Below are 19,880 nucleotides of genomic sequence, written 5' to 3' on the forward strand. Positions count from 1 at the left end.
AGCGCGAGGTAGGTGTTGGCGAACAGCTTGATCGCCTCGGCCTCGGTCGCGTCCGTCAGCAGGATCGGGACGTCCTTGGTCAGGGCGCCTTCCAGCAGCAGGTCGGCGAACTGCTTGCCCCGCGGGCCGCGGTCACCGACCACGATCCGGGAGGGGTGCAGGTTGTCGTACAGGGCGCGGCCCTCGCGCAGGAACTCCGGGGAGAACACGATCGCGGTACCGGGGTGCTCTTCGCGCATCCGGGCGGTGAACCCGACCGGGATCGTCGACTTGATCACGATCGTCGCGTCGGGTGCTTCCTGCAGTACCTGGTCGATCACCGACTCCACCGAGGAGGTGTCGAAGAAGTTGGTCACCTCGTCGTAGTTCGTCGGGGTCGCCACGATCACGACCTGCGCGCCGGTGTAGGCGGCCGGGGCGTCCAGGGTCGCGGTCAGGTTCAGCTCGACCTCGGCCAGGTACTGCTCCAGCTCCGCGTCCACGATCGGGGACTTGCGGTCGTTCACCAGCGCGACCTTCGAAGCGTCCACGTCCACCGCCCACACCTCGTGGTGCTGTGCGAGCAGGACGGCGTTGGACAGGCCGACATAGCCTGTTCCGGCAACAGCGATCTTCATGGGTTAATCCTCTCAGAGATGGAGTTCGGGCCCGTACGACGGGCGCGAACGGCCCGATGACCGCGTGAAGCCGGGGTGCCAGGGGGCGAGTCGGGGAGCGCTAGAGTGGACCGCGCCCTGCGCGCGACGCGCAGGCGGGACGGGGCCTGGCCACCAGAGCACCGCCCGAGTCAGCCCGTCAAAGGAAAGCATGCCAGAGACAGCCGGCCCGTCGGCCATCGTGATCATCCCGGCCCGCGGCGGTTCGCAGGGGGTCCCGCTGAAGAACCTGGCGCGGGTCGACGGCATCACGCTCGTCGGCCGGGCGGTCCAGGCCGCGTCGGCGGCCCCGTCGGTAGGCACCGTCATCGTCTCCACGGACCATGACGAGATCGCGGCCGAGGCGCTGTCGCACGGTGCCCGCGTGGTCGTCCGCCCCGCGGAGATCGCCGGGGGGACGGCGTCGTCGGAGTCCGCCCTGCTGCACGTCCTGGAGCGGGTCGAGGCCGGTGACGGGGGTCTGCCCCCGCAGGAGATCCCGCCGGTCACCGTGCTGGTGCAGTGCACCTCTCCGTTCATCGATCCCGCGGACCTGGACGCCGCCGTGCGCACCGTCGCCGAGGGGAAGAAGGACGTGGTCGTCGCCGTCTCCGAGACGCACGACTTCCAGTGGCGGATCGACGACGGCGTGGCCAGCCCCGTGGGTCACACCACCGAGTACCGGCCGCGTCGTCAGGAGCGGGCCCCGCACTACCGGGAGACCGGTGCCTTCTACGTGATGCGCACGGACGGGTTCCGGGAGAGCGGGACGCGGTTCTTCGGTGACGTGGGCATCCAGCCGGTCGCCCCGGAGTGGTCGATCGAGATCGACGAGCCGCGCGACCTGTGGCTCGCCCGCCAGCTCGTCGACCAGGACGTCGACGCCTCGCCCGAGCCGCTGGACGTCGACGCCCTGGTGACCGACTTCGACGGCGTGCACACCGACGACCACGCCTACGTGGACCAGGACGGGACCGAGCAGGTCCGGGTGAGCCGGGGCGACGGGATGGGCATCTCCCGTCTGCGGCGCACGGGCATCCCGATCCTGATCCTGTCCACCGAGACGAACAAGGTCGTCGCCTCCCGTGCGAGCAAGCTGCGTGTCGAGGTGCTGCACGGCGTCGAGGACAAGGCCGCCGCGCTGCGCGGCTGGCTCACGGAGCACGGTCTCGACCCGGCACGGGTCGCGTACGTCGGGAACGACGTCAACGACCTGCCCGCGATGGCGGTCGTCGGCTGGCCGATCGCTGTCGCCGACGCGCGTCCGGAGGTGAAGGCACAGGCCAGGATCGTGCTGTCCCGGGACGGCGGAGACGGTGCGGTTCGTGAGGTCTGTGACCGTATACTCGCCTCGCGTCCGGGTGAAGTCGCTCCCGGTGCCGGCACCGCCCAGGCTCCCGCCGCCACCGTGTAGTCATCGACAAGCCGTACGAGCACTACCCTGTGCAAGACATCTTCGGAAGGACCTCGTTATGAGCGCGACGAACGCGCAGCCCACGCCGGTCGCCATCGGCGAGCACCAGGTGGGCGCTGACCAGCCGGTCTACGTGATCGGTGAGATCGGCATCAACCACAACGGTGACGTCGAGATCGCCAAGAAGCTGATCGACGTCGCGGTCGAGGCCGGATGCCAGGCCGTGAAGTTCCAGAAGCGCACGCCGGAGATCAGCACGCCGAAGGACCAGCGCGACAAGATCCGTCAGACGCCCTGGGGCGAGATGACGTACCTCGAGTACAAGTACAAGGTCGAGTTCGAGGAGCCCGAGTACACGGAGATCGACGCGTACGCCAAGGAGAAGGGCATCCAGTGGTTCGCCTCTCCGTGGGACGCCCCGTCGGTCGAGTTCCTCGAGAAGATGAACGTGCCGACCCACAAGGTCGCCTCCGCCTCGGTGACGGACCACGAGATGCTGCGCGCGCTGGCCGCGACCGGTAAGCCGATCATCCTGTCGACCGGCATGTCGACGCTGGAGCAGATCGACGCCGCCGTGGAGATCCTGGACTCGACCAAGCTCGTGATCCTGCACTCCACCTCGACCTACCCGCTTCCCCCCGAGGAGGCGAACCTGCGCACCATCACGACGCTGCAGGAGCGCTACGGCGTGCCCGTCGGCTACTCGGGCCACGAGACCGGCCTGCAGATCTCGATCGCGGCCGTCGCTCTGGGCGCCGTCGCCGTCGAGCGGCACATCACGCTCGACCGTGCCATGTGGGGCTCGGACCACGCCTCCTCGCTCGAGCCCAAGGGCCTCGAGAACCTGGTGCGCGACATCCGCATCCTCGAGAAGGCTCTCGGCGACGGCCAGAAGCGTGTCATGCCCGGCGAGTTCTCGCCGATGTCGCGCCTGCGCCGCGTCGACGCGTAGTAGCTCGACCTGTCGGGGGCGGACGCCGCGTGTGTGCGGCGTCCGCCTCCGATGTTTCCGGAACTGCCAGAACACGAGATCGTGGACCTGTGGGTCCTGCCAGCGCGTCAACGAGAGGAGGCCTCGTGCCCGAGCGGGTAGAGGCGGCGAGCATGCCGTTGGTGACGGTGGTCGCCGTCGTACGTGACGAGGAGCCCTACCTCGAGGCGATGGTGCGCTCGGTCCTGGGCCAGGACTATCCCCACCCGCTGCACGTGGTGCTGTCGGTGGGGCCGTCCAAGGACCGGACCCGCGAGATCGCCGACAAGCTCGCGGTCGAGACCGGCCGCGTCACCGTGGTGGACAACCCGACGGGCTCCAAGCCGCTCGGCCTCAACGCAGGCCTGGAGCGCATGCCCGACGGGCACTCGATCTTCGTCCGCGTGGACGGCCACACGGTGGCCGAGCCCACGTACGTGCGCCGCGCGGTGGAGGCCCTCCAGGCCGCGGGCGCGGACGGCGTCGGCGGGCAGATGCTGCCGGTCGGCGACACCCCCGTCCAGAAGGCCGTGGCGCGTGCCATGAGCCACCCGGCGGGGCTGGGTGCCGCGTCGTTCCACACGGGTGGTGTCGCCGGCCCGGCCGAGACCGTCTACCTGGGCACGTTCCGCCGCGAGGCGTTGGAGCGCGTGGGCGGGTACTCGCCCGTCTACGTGCGGGCCCAGGACTGGGAGCTGTGCCTGCGCCTGCGCAACAGCGGCAGCCTGCTCTGGTTCGACCCGTCGCTCGTGGTCGAGTACAAGCCGCGCCGCACGCTGGGTGCCATCGCCACGCAGTTCTGGCGCACCGGCATGTGGCGCCGCGAGGTGGTGCGCCGCAACCCCGGCACGGCGAACCTGCGCTACCTCGCCCCGCCGACCGCCGTCGTGGTGCTCGCCGTGTCGGTGCTGGTGGCGATCGCCGGCGCCGTCGCGGGCTCGCTGCCCGTGACCGTGGTGGGCCTCGTGCCGCCCGCCACCTATCTCCTGGGCGTGCTGGCGGCGTCGGCGCACGCCGCGACCCGCCGCCCGCGGCTCGACCTGCGTTCGGCGCTGGCCCTGCCGGCAACCCTCATGACCATGCACATGGCGTGGGGCGCGGGGTTCCTGCGCGGGCTCACGGAGCGCGTGCGGGTCGACGACGGCGTCTGACCCCGAGGTAGAACAAGGGCGAGACCGAACCGCGGGTGCGCTGCGGTTCGGTCTCGCCCTTGTTCTACCTCGCCGCGGTTCTCCGTCGGCGAGGAGGGGGTCAGGCCTTCTTGTCCAGCAACAGGAGCCGCACCGGACGCGTCACCAGCCGGATCGCGTCGTAGACGAACCGGGGCAGGTACATCTGCGAGTACATCCGCAGGTAGCGGAGGCGCAGCCACGGCTTGACCTCGGCCAGCTCGGTGAGGGTCCCGGCGGCGCGGCGTGCCGCCAGCTCCCGGACGGTCGCCGGCAGCTCGGACTCCGCGGCGTGCAGGTAGTTGTCCTCGAGCCAGGCGGTGTCGGGCTCCGGCCCGCCCGCGCGGAACGCCTCGGCGGCGTCGGCCACGGGAAGTACGCACCCGCTGCCCGCGAATGGCGCGTTGAGCAGATCGGGGGTCACGCCGAAGTCGTCGATGATGACGGTCGACAGGCCCAGGGACAGCGATTCCATCGCGGCGGTCGAGCTGACCGTCATGAGCGCGGAGCCGGCCTGCAGCCACTCGGCCATCGGGCCGTCCACGAACCGCAGCGCGTCGCTGCGGTGCCCGAGCTTCTCGTGCTCGGCGTCCCACAGCTCGTCGTACGGGAAGGCCTCGTTGTGCGTCTGCCGCTCGCCCTTGCGGGCACGCAGCTTCACGATGACCTCGAAGTCGTCCTCGGCCAGCTTCGCGAGGCGGTCCAGCAGGGTGACACGGTCGGGCCGGTTGTCCGGCACCTTGGCCTGCGCCGCGAACACGACGCGCTTGACGGGCTCGGCGCCCAGGCTTCCCGCCGTGTGCTCCAGGAACGGCAGGTGGGCCAGCGGCACCTCGGGCGTGACCCCGTGGGCGGCGAAGGCCTCGCGGTACGCGTCGACCTCGAGCCGGCTGTGCACCACGAACGCGTCGCACCAGCGGCGCCACCCCGTGCCCTTCGGGGTGGCCGGCAGCGCCATGCCCGGCAGCCCGGTGATCAGGGCGGGACGGCGCTTGCCCGCCGCGGCGACGACAGCGCGCGCCACGACCTCGGCGACAGGCCCGGTGGCGGCGATGAGCACGACGTCGGGGCTGGTGTCCCGGACCTGCGCGGCGAGGTCCCGGAGGAGCAGGACGGCGGGCCGGACCACCGAGGATCCGGCGACGGCGGCGGCGATCTGACTGGTGGTCGGCGCGATCGGCGTCTTGACGATCACGGCCGAGCGGTCCAGGCCGCTGTCGTCGGCCGGGCCGAGCCTGTCCAGCGACGCGCATGCCCACTTCAGGTAGGAGTCGCTGTCCGCGACCGCGAGCACGCGGATGGTCATTCGTTCGCCTCCGGGGAGTCGGTTTCCGAAGCGTCGTCGGCTGCTGCCCGGGCCTGCCGGGCGAGCTCGACGACGCTGGTCAGGTGTGCTCGCTGTTCGGCCGTCGCGCGCGGGGTCCACCAGTCGGCGGGCACGTCGAGCGCGGTGACGGGGACACCGAGCGGGGAAATGATAGTGGTCAACAGGATTGTCGACGTCGACGGCAGGCTCAGCACGCGCTGGCCCGCACGCAGGCCCCGCAGCCGGATCTCGACGGGGGCCCCGGGGGCGTCGACGGTCACGCCGTCGATCTCGGCCAGGGTCGCGAGCAGCTCCGGCGTCTGGCGGCGGTGCGGCAGGTAGCGCAGCGCGCTCTCCTTCGCGAGCGACCGGATCCAGTCGACGTACCGGTGCGGGTCGATCAGCTTGTCCGCGGCCATCGCCGAGCCGACGACGATCGTGGGCTCGGGCATCGCCTCGTCGGCGGGCTGCGCGGTGAGCCAGCCGAACTGGTTGTGCCGCACGTCGAAGCCCTGGGCCCGCAGGCCGGCGGACAGGTCGGCGGTGAGCGGCATGGCGGTGAAGATCGTGACGCGGCCGTCGGCGGCGAGGGACCGCAGGCGGCCGGCGGCGACGGCGCCGAGCCGTCGCCGGGGGGCGCGCGCGGGGCGGCCGATCCGGACCAGGGGCGCGCGGCGCACCAGGAGGCGGCACAGCTCGAGGGTGGCCAGGCCGTCGTCGACCAGCACCATGCGTTCCGGGCGGCGCAGGGGCGCGGTGGCCTGGAACAGGCCGGAGAAGGCGTCGCCCACGAGCCAGACGGGCTCGTGCGCGGTCAGGGCGCTGCGGCGGCCCGCCAGGTCGAAGCTCAGTCCGTCGGGGAGCGTGAGCTCGCGCACCCCGGACAGGGCGTCGCCCAGCGCGGGGACGTCGTCGCGCACGTGCACGTGCGTCTCGGTTCCGCCGTATCCGGCGGCGTGCGCTTCGATCGTGCAGAGCAGCTGCAGCGGCGACTCGACCAGGGCGCCGGCCGCACGCGGGGGCGCGGTGCCCGGGTCGGTCGTTCGAGGAGCGGGACGGGGGTGCTGCACGCGTGGAGTCTCTCACGGGAGACGTCCGCCGAGGTCCGGCGGGCGTGGTCCCCGGCCCTGCTACAGGCATCCCGACCGAACTGCTAGGGTCCGTGACCCGCTAGGATCGAACGGCCGGATCGTCCCCGGCAGTGCCCCCGACCAGACAGGTATTTCCCAAACCGTGAGCACACCTACTACCGACGCGGCAGCGCCAGCAAAGCCTGCCGCCAGCGGTGATGCTAAAACGCCACCGCCGCCGCTCGTCCCCGGCACGACGTCTGCCGAGCGGCTCGCTCTCGCGAAGAAGTACGGGCTGCGCCCCCTGAACGTCCGCCCGCCGCTGGGCGAGTACATCCGTGACCTGGCAGGCCGCTGGGCCTTCATCCGCGTCCTGGCCACGTCGACCGCGTACGCCAAGAACCAGAACAACTATCTGGGCCAGCTCTGGGCCGTGCTCAACCCCATCCTCAACGCGGCTGTGTACGTGCTGATCTTCGGCATCCTGCTCGGCCTCAACCGAGGTGTGAACAACTCGATCGCGTTCATCGTGATCGGCGTCTTCATGTACCGCTTCATCGAGTCCTCGGTGACCGGCGGTGCCAAGTCCATCAGCGGCAAGACCCAGCTGCTGCGTTCCCTGCACTTCCCGCGTGCCGTGCTGCCGATGTCGACGGTGCTGTCGCTGCTGACCACGCTGCTGCCCGCGATCGTGGTCATGTGCATCGTGACGCTGCTCAGCGGGCTGCTGCCCGGCTACGCGATGATCCACATCACCTGGTGGTGGCTCCTGCTGCCCGCCGCCGTGGCACTGATGTGGATCTTCAACACCGGGCTGGCCTTCATCATGGCCCGGTACGTGGCCACGACGCCCGACGTCGAGAACGTGCTGCCGTTCGTCATGCGTGTCGTGATGTACGCGTCCGGCGTCATCTTCCCGATCGTCGGCCACCTCGAGAAGCTGCACATCCCCGAGACGTTCAAGGCGGTCGTCGGCGGCATCCTGGAGTACCAGCCGGTCGCGGTGTACCTGTACCTGGTGCGCTCCGTGCTGATGCAGGAGGAGCAGTTCCCGCCCAGCGGCCTGATGTGGGCGCTCGGCGGCGTGTGGGCCGTGGTGTTCTTCGTGGTCGGTTTCATCGTGTTCTGGCGCGGCGAGGAGAGGTACGGACGTGACTGAGGCCGACGAGCACATGGACTTCGACCTCGAGATCGAGCCCGAGGACGAGGGCGAGGAGGCGCTCGAGACCGATCTCGGCGACCCCTGCCTCGTGGTGGACGACCTGCACGTGGTCTACCGCGTCATCGGCGGCCGCGCGCGCAAGGAGGCCGAGAAGAAGGGCTCCGAGGTCCGCGAGATCAAGGTCAAGGAGCCGTTCTTCAAGCGGCTGCTCCAGTCGGGCCGCCAGCACGTGGGCGCGGTGAGCGAGGTGCACGCCGTGCGCGGCGTCTCCTTCACGGTGCGGCACGGCGAGTCCGTCGGGATCGTCGGCGTCAACGGCTCGGGCAAGAGCACCATGCTCCGGGCGATCGCCGGCCTCATGCCGCCCAAGCACGGCAGCGTGCACGTCTCCGGCGAGCCGTCGCTGCTCGGCGTGAACGCGGCCCTCATGCCGCAGCTCTCGGGCGAGCGGAACATCATGATCGGCGGCCTCGCGCTCGGGCTCACGCCCAAGGAGGTCGACGAGAAGTTCGACGAGGTGGTGGAGTTCGCCGGCATCGGCGACTTCGTCTACCTGCCGATGAAGACGTACTCGTCCGGCATGGGCGCGCGCCTGCGGTTCGCGATCTCGTCGGCGGCGTCGCCGGACATCCTGATGATCGACGAGGCGCTCGCCACGGGTGACGCCGCCTTCAAGGAGCGCAGCAAGTCGCGCATCGAGGAGGTCCGGGCGAACGCGGGCACGGTGTTCCTGGTGAGCCACTCGATCTCGACGATCGAGGCCATGTGCACCCGGGTGCTGTGGATGCACCAGGGGCAGCTCGTCATGGACGGTCCCGTGCACGAGGTCGCCGACGCGTACAAGAAGTTCGTGCGCGCACAGCGGCCCGGCGGCATGACCCCGGCGCGCCGGCGCGCGATCCAGCGCAAGCGCGCGGCCGAGGCGAAGGCCGCGGAGGCTGAGGCGAAGAAGGCCGAGGCCGAGCAGAAGAAGGCGGCGGAGGCGCGGGCCTGATGCTGCCGGCGCCCGGCGGGCGCCCGGTGGGCCTCGGTGCCCATGTGAGTGATCGGTAGAAGGTCAGGTGGTCGGCAGCCCGAGCTGCCGACCACCTGACCTTTTGCCGACCGCCCGGATCGAGTGCCCCTCAGCCCAGCAGGTTTGCCAGGTGGTGGCGGACCCGGTCCACCGCCTCCGGGACCGGGACGTCGGTGGTGTCGATGACGAGGTCGGCGTCGTCGGGCTCCTCGTAGGGCGACGAGATGCCCGTGAACTCGGCGATCTCGCCGGCCCGGGCCCGCGCGTAGAAGCCCTTGCGGTCGCGGGCCTCGCACACCGCCAGCGGCGTGCTGACATGCACCAGCACGAAGAGCGCTCCGGCCTCCTCGGCGAGGGCCCGCACGCGTGCCCGCCCGGCGGCGAACGGCGCGATCGGCGCGGCCACGGCGATGCCGCCGTGCCGGGCCACCAGCGCCGCCACGTACCCGATGCGCTCCACGTTGGTCTCCCGGGACGCGCGGTCGAACCCGAGCCCCTTCGACAGGTGCTGGCGCACCTCGTCGCCGTCGAGCAGTGTGGTGCCCAGGCCGTCGTCCTCCAGCTCGGCCGCCAGGGCACGCGCCACGGTCGACTTGCCCGAACCGGACAGGCCCGTGAAGAACACGACGGCGCCCCGGCGGTGGGCGCCGCTCGCGGCGCGGGTCAGCTCGGCCGCAGAGGCAGGCGGGTACAGCGCACGGAACGCTTCGTCCCGCACGCCGGGCAGCGCCGCCACGCGCTCGGCCGTGGCCGGCGAGCGGTGCGTGGCGAGCCGCTCGACGCGGGCCGTGCCGTAGGCGGCCGCCACGTCGTCGAGAGAGATGTCGCCCAGCCCGGACCAGGGCACGGCGACGGTGGCCACCCGCGCGCCGGTGCGCTCGGCGAGGGTGCCGGCCAGTCCCTGGGCCGCGCGGACGAGACCGGGTGCGCCGACGGTGCCCGGCTCAGGGGCGCGGCGCGCGACCGGCACGAGCAGCAGCAGGTCGCCCGGTCGGGCGCCTTCGTCCGGTCCCGTGCCCGGCCCGGCGCCGGCGGCGAGCGCGGCCGCGGCGTCGGTCTCCTCGCGGGTCGGGACCTCGGTGACGAGCAGGCCGAGGCCGGCGGCGCCGCCGGCACCGAGGCCTGCCCGCACGTCACGCGCCGGACGGCGGACGGCGGCGTCCCACTGCGGCCCGATCGCCGTCGCGAGGGGCTGCAGCGGCTCGACCGCGGGCGTCCCGCCGGGTGGGTCGGTGATGCGGGCCAGCGGAGTGTTCTCGGCATCGGTCAGCACGACGCGGGCCGGCCCGACGTCGGCCGGCCCAGCGGGCGCGCCGTCCGCCGGGCGGGCCCGCAGGACCGCTACCAGGGCCGACGGCGGGAGCGCCCCGCCGAGGGTGAGCTCGAGGACGTCCAGCTCGTCGTCGGACAGGACGCGGGCGGGGGAGTCGGTCATCTGTGCGGGCTCGTCTCTGTCGGGTCGTCGGCGGTCGTCCGACCACATTCGTCGGATCGGAAGGTATCAACCCTGCCTATGGGCGGTATTGATGCCGTCTGGCCCATCGAAGCCTGATCGCATGGCGGAATGCTAGTCGTGAGGGCCTCCGCCGGGCTGTACCTTGGGCAGCCTGGCCCCCGTCGAGCGCCGCATCGGGACGGCCTGATCAGCCAGAAGTCGTCCACCCTGGAGACCGATGAACGCGCCGTCCCCCACGCTTCCGCCGGCGTCGCTCGACGACGACTCCCTAGCCCGCGCGCTCGCCGCAGGAGCGGCCGAGGTGCTGCTCGCGCTCCGCGCCGAGGTCGACGCCGCCGGCGGCTCCTTCGTCGCCGGAGAGCTGAAGGACGCGGGCGACGCCGCCGCCCAGGCATGGCTCGCCGCCGCGCTGTCCGTGGCCCGGCCGGGCGACGCCGTCCTCTCGGAGGAGGCCAAGGACGACGCCGCCCGCACGGGCGCGGACCGCGTCTGGATCATCGACCCGCTCGACGGCACCCGGGAGTTCGCCGAGCGGCACGCCGACGGGCCGCAGGCCGGGCAGTGGCGGGACGACTTCGCCGTCCACGTGGCGCTCTGGGAGCGCGGCCCCGGCCTCACCTCCGGCGCCGTCGCACTGCCCGCCCGCGGGCAGGTCCTGACCACCGCGGACGGTGTGGTGCGCGACGAGGAGTCTGCCGCCGTCCTGTCCGGGGACCGGCCGCTGCGGATCGCCGCGAGCCGGAGCCGCCCGCCCGCCTTCGTCGCCGCGCTGGCCGAGCGCGACGACGTCGAGCTCGTGCCGATGGGCTCCGCCGGGGTCAAGATGATGGCGGTGGCCGACGCCACGGTCGACGCCTACGTCCACGGGGGCGGGCAGTACGAGTGGGACTCCGCGGCCCCGGTGGCCGTGGCCCGGTCTCGCGGTCTCGTCTGCACCCGGCTGGACGGATCCGAGCTCGAGTACAACAGGGAGAATCCCTGGCTCCCCGACCTGTTCGTATGTCCCCCGGCACTGGCTCCGCGCCTGCGCGAGCTGCTCGACACCGTGGGTGTCGTGTCCGTGGCCGGGGCAGATCGCAAGGAAGGTGCCCGGTCGTGAAGAGTCACGTTCTGAGCCAGCTGCGCAGCCTGGAGGCCGAGAGCATCCACATCATGCGCGAGGTCGTCGCCGAGATGCAGCGCCCCTGTCTGCTGTTCTCCGGCGGCAAGGACTCCATCGTCATGCTGCACCTCGCGGTCAAGGCGTTCGCCCCGGCGCGCGTCCCGTTCCCGATCATGCACGTGGACACGGGCCTGAACTTCCAGACCGTGCTCGACTGCCGGGATCGCTGGGTGGAGCGCACGGGCGTGCAGCTCGTCGTCGCCTCCGTGCAGGAGGGGATCGACCGGGGCCTGGTGCAGGAGGAGCCCAACGGCTCGCGCAACCGGATCCAGACGCCGGTGCTGCTGGAGGCCGCCGAGAAGCACGGCTTCGACGCCCTGTTCGGCGGCGGCCGCCGCGACGAGGAGAAGGCCCGCGCCAAGGAGCGCGTGTTCTCCTTCCGCGACGACTTCGGCCAGTGGGACCCCAAGAACCAGCGCCCGGAGATCTGGAACCTGTACAACGGCCGCGTCCACCAGGGCGAGTCCATCCGGGTGTTCCCGCTGTCCAACTGGACCGAGCTGGACATCTGGTCCTACATCGAGGCCGAGGACATCGACCTGCCCGACCTCTACCTCGCCAAGGAGCGCGAGGTCGTGGAGCGCAGCGGCATGCTCTACGAGGTCAACGGCTTCACGCCGCTCAAGGAGGGCGAGACCGCCCAGGTCCTGTCCACGCGCTACCGGACCGTCGGCGACGCGAACCTCACGGCGTGCGTCGAGTCGGGCGCGGCCACGCTGCGCGACGTCGTCGAGGAGGTCGCGGCCGTGCGCCTGACCGAGCGCGGCGCCACGCGCGGCGACGACAAGGTGAGCGAGGCCGCCATGGAAGACCGCAAGAAGGAAGGCTACTTCTGATGACGACGACTCTGCCCGAGGCCGCCTCGGAGGGGCGCAACGAGCTCGTCACCGGCGACCTCCTGCGGTTCGCCACGGCCGGCTCGGTCGACGACGGCAAGTCCACCCTGATCGGCCGGCTGCTGTTCGACAGCAAGTCGATCTTCGCCGACCAGCTCGAGTCGGTGGAGCAGGTCAGCCGGGACCGCGGCAACGACTACGCGGACCTGTCGCTCCTGACGGACGGCCTGCGCGCCGAGCGCGAGCAGGGCATCACCATCGACGTGGCGTACCGCTACTTCGCGACGCCCAAGCGCAAGTTCATCATCGCGGACACCCCCGGCCACATCCAGTACACGCGGAACATGGTCACCGGCGCGTCGACGGCCGACGTGGCGCTGATCCTCGTGGACGCGCGCAAGGGCGTCGTCGAGCAGTCCCGCCGGCACACGTTCCTCGCCACGCTGCTGGGCGTGCCGCACATCGTGGTCTGCGTGAACAAGATGGACCTGGTCGACTACGACGAGCAGGTCTTCGAGCAGATCCGCGCGGAGTTCACCGAGTTCGCGGCCCGGCTGCGGGTGCCCGACCTGACCTTCATCCCGGTGTCCGCCCTCGCGGGCGACAACGTGGTGACGCGGTCGGAGAACATGTCGTGGTTCGACGGCTCGCCGCTGCTCAGCCACCTCGAGCGGCTGCACGTCGCCTCAGACCGCAACCTGGTCGACGTCCGGTTCCCGGTGCAGTACGTGATCCGGCCCCAGCAGAACGACGCGCGCGACTATCGCGGCTACGCGGGCACGGTCGCGTCCGGCGTCATGAAGCCGGGCGACCGGGTGCTGGCCCTGCCGGCCGGGCTGGAGACCACCATCGCGTCCATCGAGACGGCCGACGGGCCCGTCGAGGAGGCGTACCCGCCCATGTCGGTGACGGTGCGGCTGGCCGACGAGATCGACATCTCGCGCGGCGACATGATCTGCCGCCCGAACAACGCCCCGACGGTCACGCAGGACGTCGACGCGCAGATCTGCTGGATGGACGAGTCGGCCGCGCTGGTGCAGGGCAAGAAGTACGCGATCAAGCACACCACCCGGTGGGCACGCGCGATGGTGAAGAACATCAACTACCGCGTCGACGTGAACACCCTGCACCGCGACGAGGACGCGACCGAGATCAAGCTGAACGAGATCGCGCGCGTCCGCCTGCGCGTGACCCAGCCGCTGTTCGTGGACCCCTACACGCAGAACCGGCAGACCGGCGCCTTCATCCTCGTGGACGAGGCGACCAACAAGACGGTCGCGGCGGGGATGATCGGCACCGCCGGCCGGCAGTACTGACCCTCGGCCCGCTCGCGCGAGGCGCGGGCACCGGTGGTCGAGCGTGTCGGGACCTGCCCAGGTCTCGACCAGCTCGACCACCGGTGGACATCGGCCGGATCCCTACTTGCGGGCGGTCACGGCGTCCAGGGCGTCGGCGATGCCGTCACCGTAGAAGCTGTTCTCCGCCGGCGTGCCCACGCAGGCCGGGCCGGCCGTCGTGGTGGTGCACTCGTGGTCGTCGGCCTGGGCGCGCACGGCGGCCTCCAGCTTGGCCGGCGTCCAGCGCGGGTGCGCCGACTTCAGGAGCGCCAGCACCCCCGCGACGTGCGGGGACGCCATCGAGGTGCCGCTCTTGAGGCCCCACGTGCCGTCGAGCTCGGTCGACAGGATCGAGCTGCCCGGGGCGGAGACGTCGATCTTGCCGAGGCCTCGGTTCGAGAACGAGCTCAGGTTGCCCGCCTGGGTCAGCGACGAGACGGAGACGACGCCGTCGAACTCGGTCGGGATGTCCTCGCAGCCGGAGTTGATGGTCCGCTGGACCGCCGCCGAGTCGTTCGGGCTCGAGTTGTCGGTGGTGTTGTTCGCCAGGTCGGTCGACGCGTTGCCCGCGGCGGCGGCGTGCACCACGCCACGGTCGGTCGAGAACTCCACCGCGCGGCGCACGGCCTCCTTGGCGGCGGCCTGGTCGGGCTGGTCCGAGCACCAGTACATGAACGGGTCCACGTAGTACGAGTTGTTCGTGACGTCCATGCGCTCCAGGCCGGCCCACACGAAGCCGCAGATCGCGTACTCGGGGTAGATGTAGCCGTCGTCGTTCACGACCTTCACCGAGGCCAGCTTGACCCCCGGCGCCACGCCCACGATGCCGGTGCCGTTCTGGGCAGCGGCGATGGTGCCCGCCACGTGCGTGCCGTGGTCCGACGTCGTGGGCAGCCAGCCGCCCGCCGACCGGTCGGGCCGGCCGCCGTCGGTGCAGTTCACGGACTGGTCGACGTCGACCTGGGAGGCCAGGTCGGGGTGCGCGGCGTCGATGCCGGAGTCCAGCACGCCCACCGTGACGCGGGACGAGCCGGGGTTGATCTCGACGGCCTGGTCAGCCTTGATCATCTCCATGTCCCACTGCGTCACCTCGCCCGGGTCGGGGTCGTCCGCCGCGGAGCGGGACGGCCCGTCGACCGTGCCGCCCACGGAGTCCTTCTGCCCCTTGCCCACCACCGACCGGCTCTCCTTCGCGCCCTCCGGGGCGTCCACGCCCGGCGTGCCCTCGGTCGGCGACACGGTGCGGGTGGCCCCCACCGACTCGATGGCCCCGAGGCGGTCCGCGCGCACCACGTCCTGGCGGAACGATCCGTTCGCCGAGTGCACCACCAGGACGCCGATCTGCGGCCAGCTCTGCACGACGACGCCGTCGGCGCGCTTGACCGCCCTGGTGGCCAGCGCTGCCTGGGCCGCACCGGCCCGCTCCGTGTTCACGACGTAGGAGAACAGGGCGCCGTCCGGCGTGACGATCGGGACCGGGGTCGACTCCGGCTCGTCGGCCGCCGCCGCGGCGACGCCGCCGAGCGCGGTGAGGGCGAGCGACGCCGCCGCGGCGACGGCGACTGCTCTACGGGAGTGCAAGTGCATGGTTCACGCTCCTGTGGGTAAAGGCGGGTCCCCGAGCGGGGCCCGTAGGGCAACTTACGCGCCCTGACCAGGATTGCCACCGCTTCTGCACAAAGAAGAGGACTAGTACCAACCATCGCTTTTTCACCCAAGAAATGTGTGGCACAGTTGCCCCGTTCTTGGCCCCGAGACGAGGAGCCTGACTCCCTATGACGGCTATGACGACGGCACCTGCTGCCGCCACGCCGGACGACCGGGCCGCTGAGGCTCCCGTCCGCCCCCGTAAGTTCCGTCCCGAGGTCCAGGCACTGCGAGCCCTCGCAGTGCTGCTCGTGGTGATCTACCACATCGACCCCGAGGTGCTCCCGGGCGGCTACATCGGCGTAGACGTCTTCTTCGTGATCTCCGGCTTCCTCATCACGGGCCATCTGTGGCGCGAGGTCTCGACCACGGGCTCGGTGAGCCTCAAGAAGTTCTGGGCGGCCCGCGCCCGGCGCATCCTGCCGGCCTCCCTGGTCGCCACCGTGGCCACGATCCTGATCGCGCTCGTCGTGCTGCCGCCCAACCTCGTGGCGATCTGGTGGCGGCAGGCGCTCGCCTCCGTGCTCTACGTCGAGAACTGGGCGCTCGCGGCCGACGCCGTCGACTACCAGGCTGCCAGCAACGACCCCACCGCCTTCCAGCACTTCTGGTCGCTGGGCGTGGAGGAGCAGTTCTACCTGGTCTGGCCGCTGCTCGTGCTGCTCGCGGTCGGGATCTGGGGTGGCGCGCGCGGCGGCCGGATGGTGAAGAACCCCGAGACGCTGCGCCGCATCCTGCTCGTCGTCTTCGGCGCGGTGCTGATGGCTTCCTTCGTCTGGGGCGTGTGGCAGTCGCTCGCCGGCGACCCGGTGGCCTACTACTCGACGCTGACCCGCGTCTGGGAGCTCGCCGCCGGCGGCATCCTGGCGCTGCTCATCAAGGACACGCAGCGTTTCGGCCCGCTGCGCAACACCATGGCCGTGTTCGGCGCCGCGACCATCGTCGCGGCGGCCTGTGTGCTCAACGACGGCACCCCGTTCCCCGGCTTCGCCGCCCTCGCCCCCGTGCTGGGCGCGTGCGCGGTGATCCTGGCGGGTCGTACCTCAGGCCCGGGCTCGCTGCGCACGGTCACCGAGTCGTGGGGCGTGCAGCGCATCGGCGACATCTCGTACTCGCTGTACCTGTGGCACTTCCCGGTGATCGTGTTCTTCGGCGTCTACACCGGACGTAGCCCCAAGTTCACCGACGTCATGGTGATCCTCCTGGCCTCGTTCGCCATGGCGATCGCCAGCTACGTCCTCGTCGAGCAGCCCGTCCGGTCGATCCGCTGGTTCCGGGCCGACGGGCGCCTGCTCGTCGCCTCCCTCGTCGCGATGCTGCTGGTGGCCGCGCTCACCCTGACGATGCCGTGGAAGCTACAGGGCATCACCGAGCGGTGGGACGCCAACGCCCAGGCGGTCGACGCGGCCGTGACGGTCCCGAAGGGGATCGAGCAGGGCTTCGCGCCGTTCGTCGACGGGCTCACCGGGATCGCGCCGAACCCGGTCAAGGCTGCCGACGACCTGGACCCCGCGGTCAGGGAGTGCCAGTCGGGGCAGTCGGCCACCGAGACGACCAGGTGCGAGTTCGCCGTGACCGACAACCCGACGGCGACCGTGGCCGTGGTGGGCGACTCGCACGCCGCCGTGCTCACCGAGCCGATCATCACGGTCGCCGAGGAGCGGGGCTGGCGCGTGGTCACCTACCTGCACTCCGCGTGCCCGTACTCCGCCGACAGCCAGGCCGGCGACGAGTCCTACGTCGACGCCTGCAACGAGGCCAACGCAAAGACCCGCGCCGAGCTGCGCGAGAGCGCGCCCGACCTGGTGGTCACCACCTACCACGAGTCGAACAAGCTCGTGGCGCGCGGCTCGGAGGAGTACGCGGGAGCGGCGGGTCTCGCCGAGGTCTGGAACGAGCTCGCCGACCAGGGCTCGCAGGTCGTCGTGCTGCGGGACACGCCTGGCGCGCGGGGCGACGCCGTCGCGTGCGTCAACAAGAACTACTCGGACCCGTCGGAGTGTGACCTGTCGCGGGACCGTGCCCTGGCCGGCCGGGACGTCGTCCCGGCGGCGCTGGAGGCCGCGCCGCGGGTCAGGGTCGGGGACTTCACCGACTCCTTCTGCGACGAGAAGACCTGCCACGCGGTGATCGGCAACGTGCTCGTCTACCGCGACGCCGACCACGTGAGCGCCACCTACGTGAACCAGCTCACCGACCGGCTGCGCAAGGTGCTGCCCCAGGCGCTGTGACGCTCACTCCGGTCCGGCGCCCCGCCCGCTCTCGAAGAGCCAGGGTGCGCCGGACCGGAGTTGTCGTCCCACGACGGTCGCCAGGGTGCGCACGTACGTGTTGGTCAGGTGGTCGTCGTCGCGGTAGACCAGCACGTTCCCGACCACCGGATCGCACACCTCGGGCCCGCAGAGGGCGTCGCTGAGGTCCAGGTGGACCGCGGTGGGCGGCACGCCGGGCGCCGTCGGCACGGGCGAGACCGGGGCGAGCTGCTCGGCCCGGGGCCGCGCGCAGTCCTCCGGGACGTCGGCACGGTCGAGGCACTCGGGCACGAACCACTCGAACCGCGGGTTGTCGCGGACGGTCACCACGCGGATCCCGGCGTCCGCCAGGACGCGCCACGCCCCGACCTGGCCGGGCAGCACCTCCTCGGGGGCGCCGTCCTCGTGGGTGCGGCTGCCCACCACGACGACGACGTCCGGGCGGGCCGCCACGAGCGCGGCCAGCGCCCGCTCGTTCCACGCGACGCACGCCGGAGGCACCGGCCCGGCCGTGTCGTTACCGCCGTCCGGGGTGGCCAGACGGCAGCCGTGCTTCAGCATCTCCCGCAGCTCCCAGCCGTGCTCGCGGGCGAGCGCGGCGAACGCCTCCTCGTACTGCTGCTCGTGCGAGGCCCCGGCGAGGTAGACGACGGCGGCCGGGTCGGCCTGGTCCACCACCACGCACTCCAGCAGCTCCGACCGGTCGCCGCCCTGCGCGCAGTCGGGGCGGTCGGGGTGGTCGCCGTAGGCCACCCAGGTGGCGGGCCGGAACGGGGGCGGCGAGGCCGCCGGGTCCGGCACCTGCGCGGCGGACCGGTCCGGGACGAGCGCCGCGGCGCCCGGATGGTCGGGCGACGGCGCGAGCAGGTCGGTGACGTTCTGCCGCACCGTCTCGTCGTGCGCGGTGGCCGCGGCCTGGGCGCCGCCGAGCACCAGCACGGCGGCGCCCGTCAGCACCGCGAGCGTGCGCCGGCCCGACGGCAGGGCGGTGGCCCGGCCGGCCGAGTCGCTCGGGGGATCGGCCCGGGCCGGACCGGAGCGCGCGGACCGGCGTGCGGCCAGCCGGGTCGTGACGTGCGTGAGCAGCGGCTCGGCCACGTAGCGCGTGGTGAGCCAGGCGAGGACGACCGAGATCGCCAGGACGGCGACGGCGGCGAGCGGGCCGGCCTGCCGGTAGCCCGTGGTCAGCAGCCAGAACACCAGCACGGGCCAGTGCCAGAGGTACAGCGCGTAGGAGACGCGGGCGCCCAGGCGCAGCGGGGCGCTGTCCAGCAGGAGCTCGACGCCCCGGGGCCGCGCGCGCTCCGGGGACGACGCCGGGTCCAGGGCGCCGGCCGGGCCAGGGGCAGTCGCCGCCGGGCCCAGGATGGTCGCGGCCGGCCCCGGGACGGTCGCTGCCAGGACCAGGGCCGCCCCGCCCACGGGGACGACGGCCCAGACGCCGGGGAACACGCCGGCGCCGTCGACCAGGAAGCCGGACCCGACGACCAGGGTGAGTCCCGCCCACCCGGCCCACGTCCGGGCCGGGCCCGTGGCGAGCGAGCCCCGCTGCGTCGCGGCCCCGACCGCCCGCGGCAGGGTCAGCGCGAGCAGCGCGCCCACGCCGATCTCCCAGAACCGCGTGAACGTGCTGAAGTACGCGACCGGCTGGTCGACGTCGACGAGCCACAGGGCGTACGCGAACGACGTTGCCGTGGCCGCGGCGGTCACCGCCGTCACCAGGCCGCGTGGGGTCAGGCGGGTGCGCCCGGCCCGCGCGCGGCGTCGGGCGACGGCGACCAGGCCGAGCACCACCAGCGGCCAGGCGGCGAAGAACTGGCCCTGCACCGAGAGCGACCAGAAGTGCTGCAGCGGGCTGGCATCGGGCCCGGCGGCGCCGTAGGCCAGCGAGGAGCTCACGAGCTCCCAGTTCTGCCAGGACGTCGCGGACGCGCCGACCTCCCGCAGCCCTGCCGACCAGCGCAGCCGGGGTGCGAGCGCGAGCAGCGCGACCGTGACGGCGGCCAGCACCACGAGCGCCGCGGGCAGCAGCCGCGCGAGAGTGCGGGCGTAGTGCGCCGCGAGCCGGAGCGTGCCGCCCTCGGCCCGGCGCAGCAGCGCCCCGGTCGCGAAGTACCCGGACAGCACCAGGAACACGTCCACGCCGCCCGACACCCGGCCCTGGCCGAAGAGGTGGAACGCGACCACGAGGAGCAGGGCGAGCCCGCGGAGGCCGTCGACCGCGCCGACCCGCACGGTCGGAGCGGCGGTGCCGCGGGGGTGAAGGTGAGACACGTCGGTACCGTAGGGACGCCGCCTTACGGCGAGGTTGACCCAGGGTCACGGCAGGATCTCGGCCCGGGTACCGGCTGCCGGTACTGGCTGCGGTTCAGCAGGCAACCGGCGGCCGTGACCCCGCTGTCGACGGTCGCGGGCCGCCTGCCGAATCCGGGTCAGCCTGCGGTGGGTC

The 19,880-nt window shown here is 72.1% G+C and carries 14 protein-coding genes and 1 pseudogene; 9 read left to right on the forward strand and 6 right to left on the reverse strand.

Annotation, left to right across the window (positions count from 1 at the left end):
- A pseudogene (locus ACH47X_RS22795) lies at positions 1-617 on the reverse strand (UDP-glucose 6-dehydrogenase); the annotation flags it as partial.
- Between the two features lie 190 nt (positions 618-807).
- On the opposite strand from ACH47X_RS22795, the gene ACH47X_RS22800 reads away from it, so the two are divergent.
- The 3 genes from ACH47X_RS22800 to ACH47X_RS22810 all read left to right on the forward strand — a co-directional run bounded on the left by ACH47X_RS22800 (position 808) and on the right by ACH47X_RS22810 (position 4,170).
- Complete coding sequence (locus tag ACH47X_RS22800; RefSeq protein WP_397407199.1) at positions 808-2,049, forward strand: cytidylyltransferase domain-containing protein; 1,242 nt, start codon at positions 808-810, stop codon at positions 2,047-2,049.
- 58 nt (positions 2,050-2,107) lie between these two features.
- A complete protein-coding gene (locus ACH47X_RS22805; RefSeq protein ID WP_397407201.1) occupies positions 2,108-3,001 on the forward strand; it encodes an N-acetylneuraminate synthase family protein in 894 nt (297 codons plus the stop codon).
- A gap of 125 nt (positions 3,002-3,126) precedes the next feature.
- On the forward strand, positions 3,127-4,170 hold the full coding sequence (locus ACH47X_RS22810) for a glycosyltransferase family 2 protein (protein WP_397407203.1): 1,044 nt from the start codon (positions 3,127-3,129) through the stop codon (positions 4,168-4,170).
- Positions 4,171-4,270: 100 nt separating this feature from the next.
- Here the strand turns inward: ACH47X_RS22810 and ACH47X_RS22815 are convergent, their stop codons facing one another.
- Together ACH47X_RS22815 and ACH47X_RS22820 are read right to left on the reverse strand one after the other, a co-directional pair.
- Positions 4,271-5,494, reverse strand: coding sequence for a DUF6716 putative glycosyltransferase (locus ACH47X_RS22815; RefSeq protein ID WP_397407205.1), 1,224 nt, complete (start codon positions 5,492-5,494; stop codon positions 4,271-4,273).
- Positions 5,491-6,564 carry a hypothetical protein gene (locus ACH47X_RS22820; RefSeq protein ID WP_397407207.1) on the reverse strand — a complete coding sequence of 358 codons (1,074 nt, stop codon included), beginning with the start codon at positions 6,562-6,564 and terminating at the stop codon, positions 5,491-5,493. Before ACH47X_RS22820 ends, ACH47X_RS22815 begins: the two co-directional genes overlap by 4 nt.
- Before the next feature lie 163 nt (positions 6,565-6,727).
- Here ACH47X_RS22820 and ACH47X_RS22825 point away from each other — a divergent pair, with 163 nt between their 5' ends.
- Entirely contained in the window at positions 6,728-7,723 is a 996-nt protein-coding gene (locus tag ACH47X_RS22825) for an ABC transporter permease (protein ID WP_397407208.1), read from the forward strand.
- Complete coding sequence (locus ACH47X_RS22830) at positions 7,716-8,720, forward strand: ABC transporter ATP-binding protein (protein ID WP_397407209.1); 1,005 nt, start codon at positions 7,716-7,718, stop codon at positions 8,718-8,720. The genes ACH47X_RS22825 and ACH47X_RS22830 overlap by 8 nt, the downstream gene beginning before the upstream one ends.
- Positions 8,721-8,850: 130 nt before the next feature.
- Here ACH47X_RS22830 and cysC read toward each other — a convergent pair whose 3' ends face one another.
- On the reverse strand, positions 8,851-10,176 hold the full coding sequence (cysC, locus tag ACH47X_RS22835; protein WP_397407210.1) for an adenylyl-sulfate kinase: 1,326 nt from the start codon (positions 10,174-10,176) through the stop codon (positions 8,851-8,853).
- Positions 10,177-10,414: 238 nt separating this feature from the next.
- On the opposite strand from cysC, the gene ACH47X_RS22840 reads away from it, so the two are divergent.
- The 3 genes from ACH47X_RS22840 to cysN are packed head-to-tail and all read left to right on the forward strand — an operon-like array spanning position 10,415 to position 13,511.
- The gene (locus tag ACH47X_RS22840; RefSeq protein WP_397407211.1) at positions 10,415-11,296 is read left to right on the forward strand and encodes a 3'(2'),5'-bisphosphate nucleotidase CysQ; all 882 of its coding nucleotides are present in this window, start codon (positions 10,415-10,417) and stop codon (positions 11,294-11,296) included.
- Positions 11,293-12,195 carry a sulfate adenylyltransferase subunit CysD gene (gene cysD / locus ACH47X_RS22845; protein ID WP_397407213.1) on the forward strand — a complete coding sequence of 301 codons (903 nt, stop codon included), beginning with the start codon at positions 11,293-11,295 and terminating at the stop codon, positions 12,193-12,195. The genes ACH47X_RS22840 and cysD overlap by 4 nt, the downstream gene beginning before the upstream one ends.
- Positions 12,195-13,511: a sulfate adenylyltransferase subunit CysN gene (gene cysN / locus ACH47X_RS22850; protein WP_397407215.1), complete on the forward strand. Its 1,317-nt coding sequence runs from the start codon at positions 12,195-12,197 to the stop codon at positions 13,509-13,511. The genes cysD and cysN overlap by 1 nt, the downstream gene beginning before the upstream one ends.
- Before the next feature lie 102 nt (positions 13,512-13,613).
- On the opposite strand, the gene ACH47X_RS22855 is transcribed toward cysN, so the two are convergent.
- Positions 13,614-15,119: a S8 family peptidase gene (locus tag ACH47X_RS22855; RefSeq protein WP_397407217.1), complete on the reverse strand. Its 1,506-nt coding sequence runs from the start codon at positions 15,117-15,119 to the stop codon at positions 13,614-13,616.
- 188 nt (positions 15,120-15,307) lie between these two features.
- Between ACH47X_RS22855 and ACH47X_RS22860 the strand changes: the two genes are divergently transcribed.
- The gene (locus tag ACH47X_RS22860; RefSeq protein ID WP_397407219.1) at positions 15,308-17,410 is read left to right on the forward strand and encodes an acyltransferase family protein; all 2,103 of its coding nucleotides are present in this window, start codon (positions 15,308-15,310) and stop codon (positions 17,408-17,410) included.
- A 3-nt stretch (positions 17,411-17,413) separates the two neighbouring features.
- Here the strand turns inward: ACH47X_RS22860 and ACH47X_RS22865 are convergent, their stop codons facing one another.
- Entirely contained in the window at positions 17,414-19,705 is a 2,292-nt protein-coding gene (locus tag ACH47X_RS22865; protein ID WP_397407221.1) for an acyltransferase family protein, read from the reverse strand.
- Positions 19,706-19,880: the final 175 nt, after the last annotated feature.

This window comes from Promicromonospora kroppenstedtii (genome assembly GCF_044389675.1).
GTDB classification, from domain to species: domain Bacteria; phylum Actinomycetota; class Actinomycetes; order Actinomycetales; family Cellulomonadaceae; genus Promicromonospora; species Promicromonospora kroppenstedtii.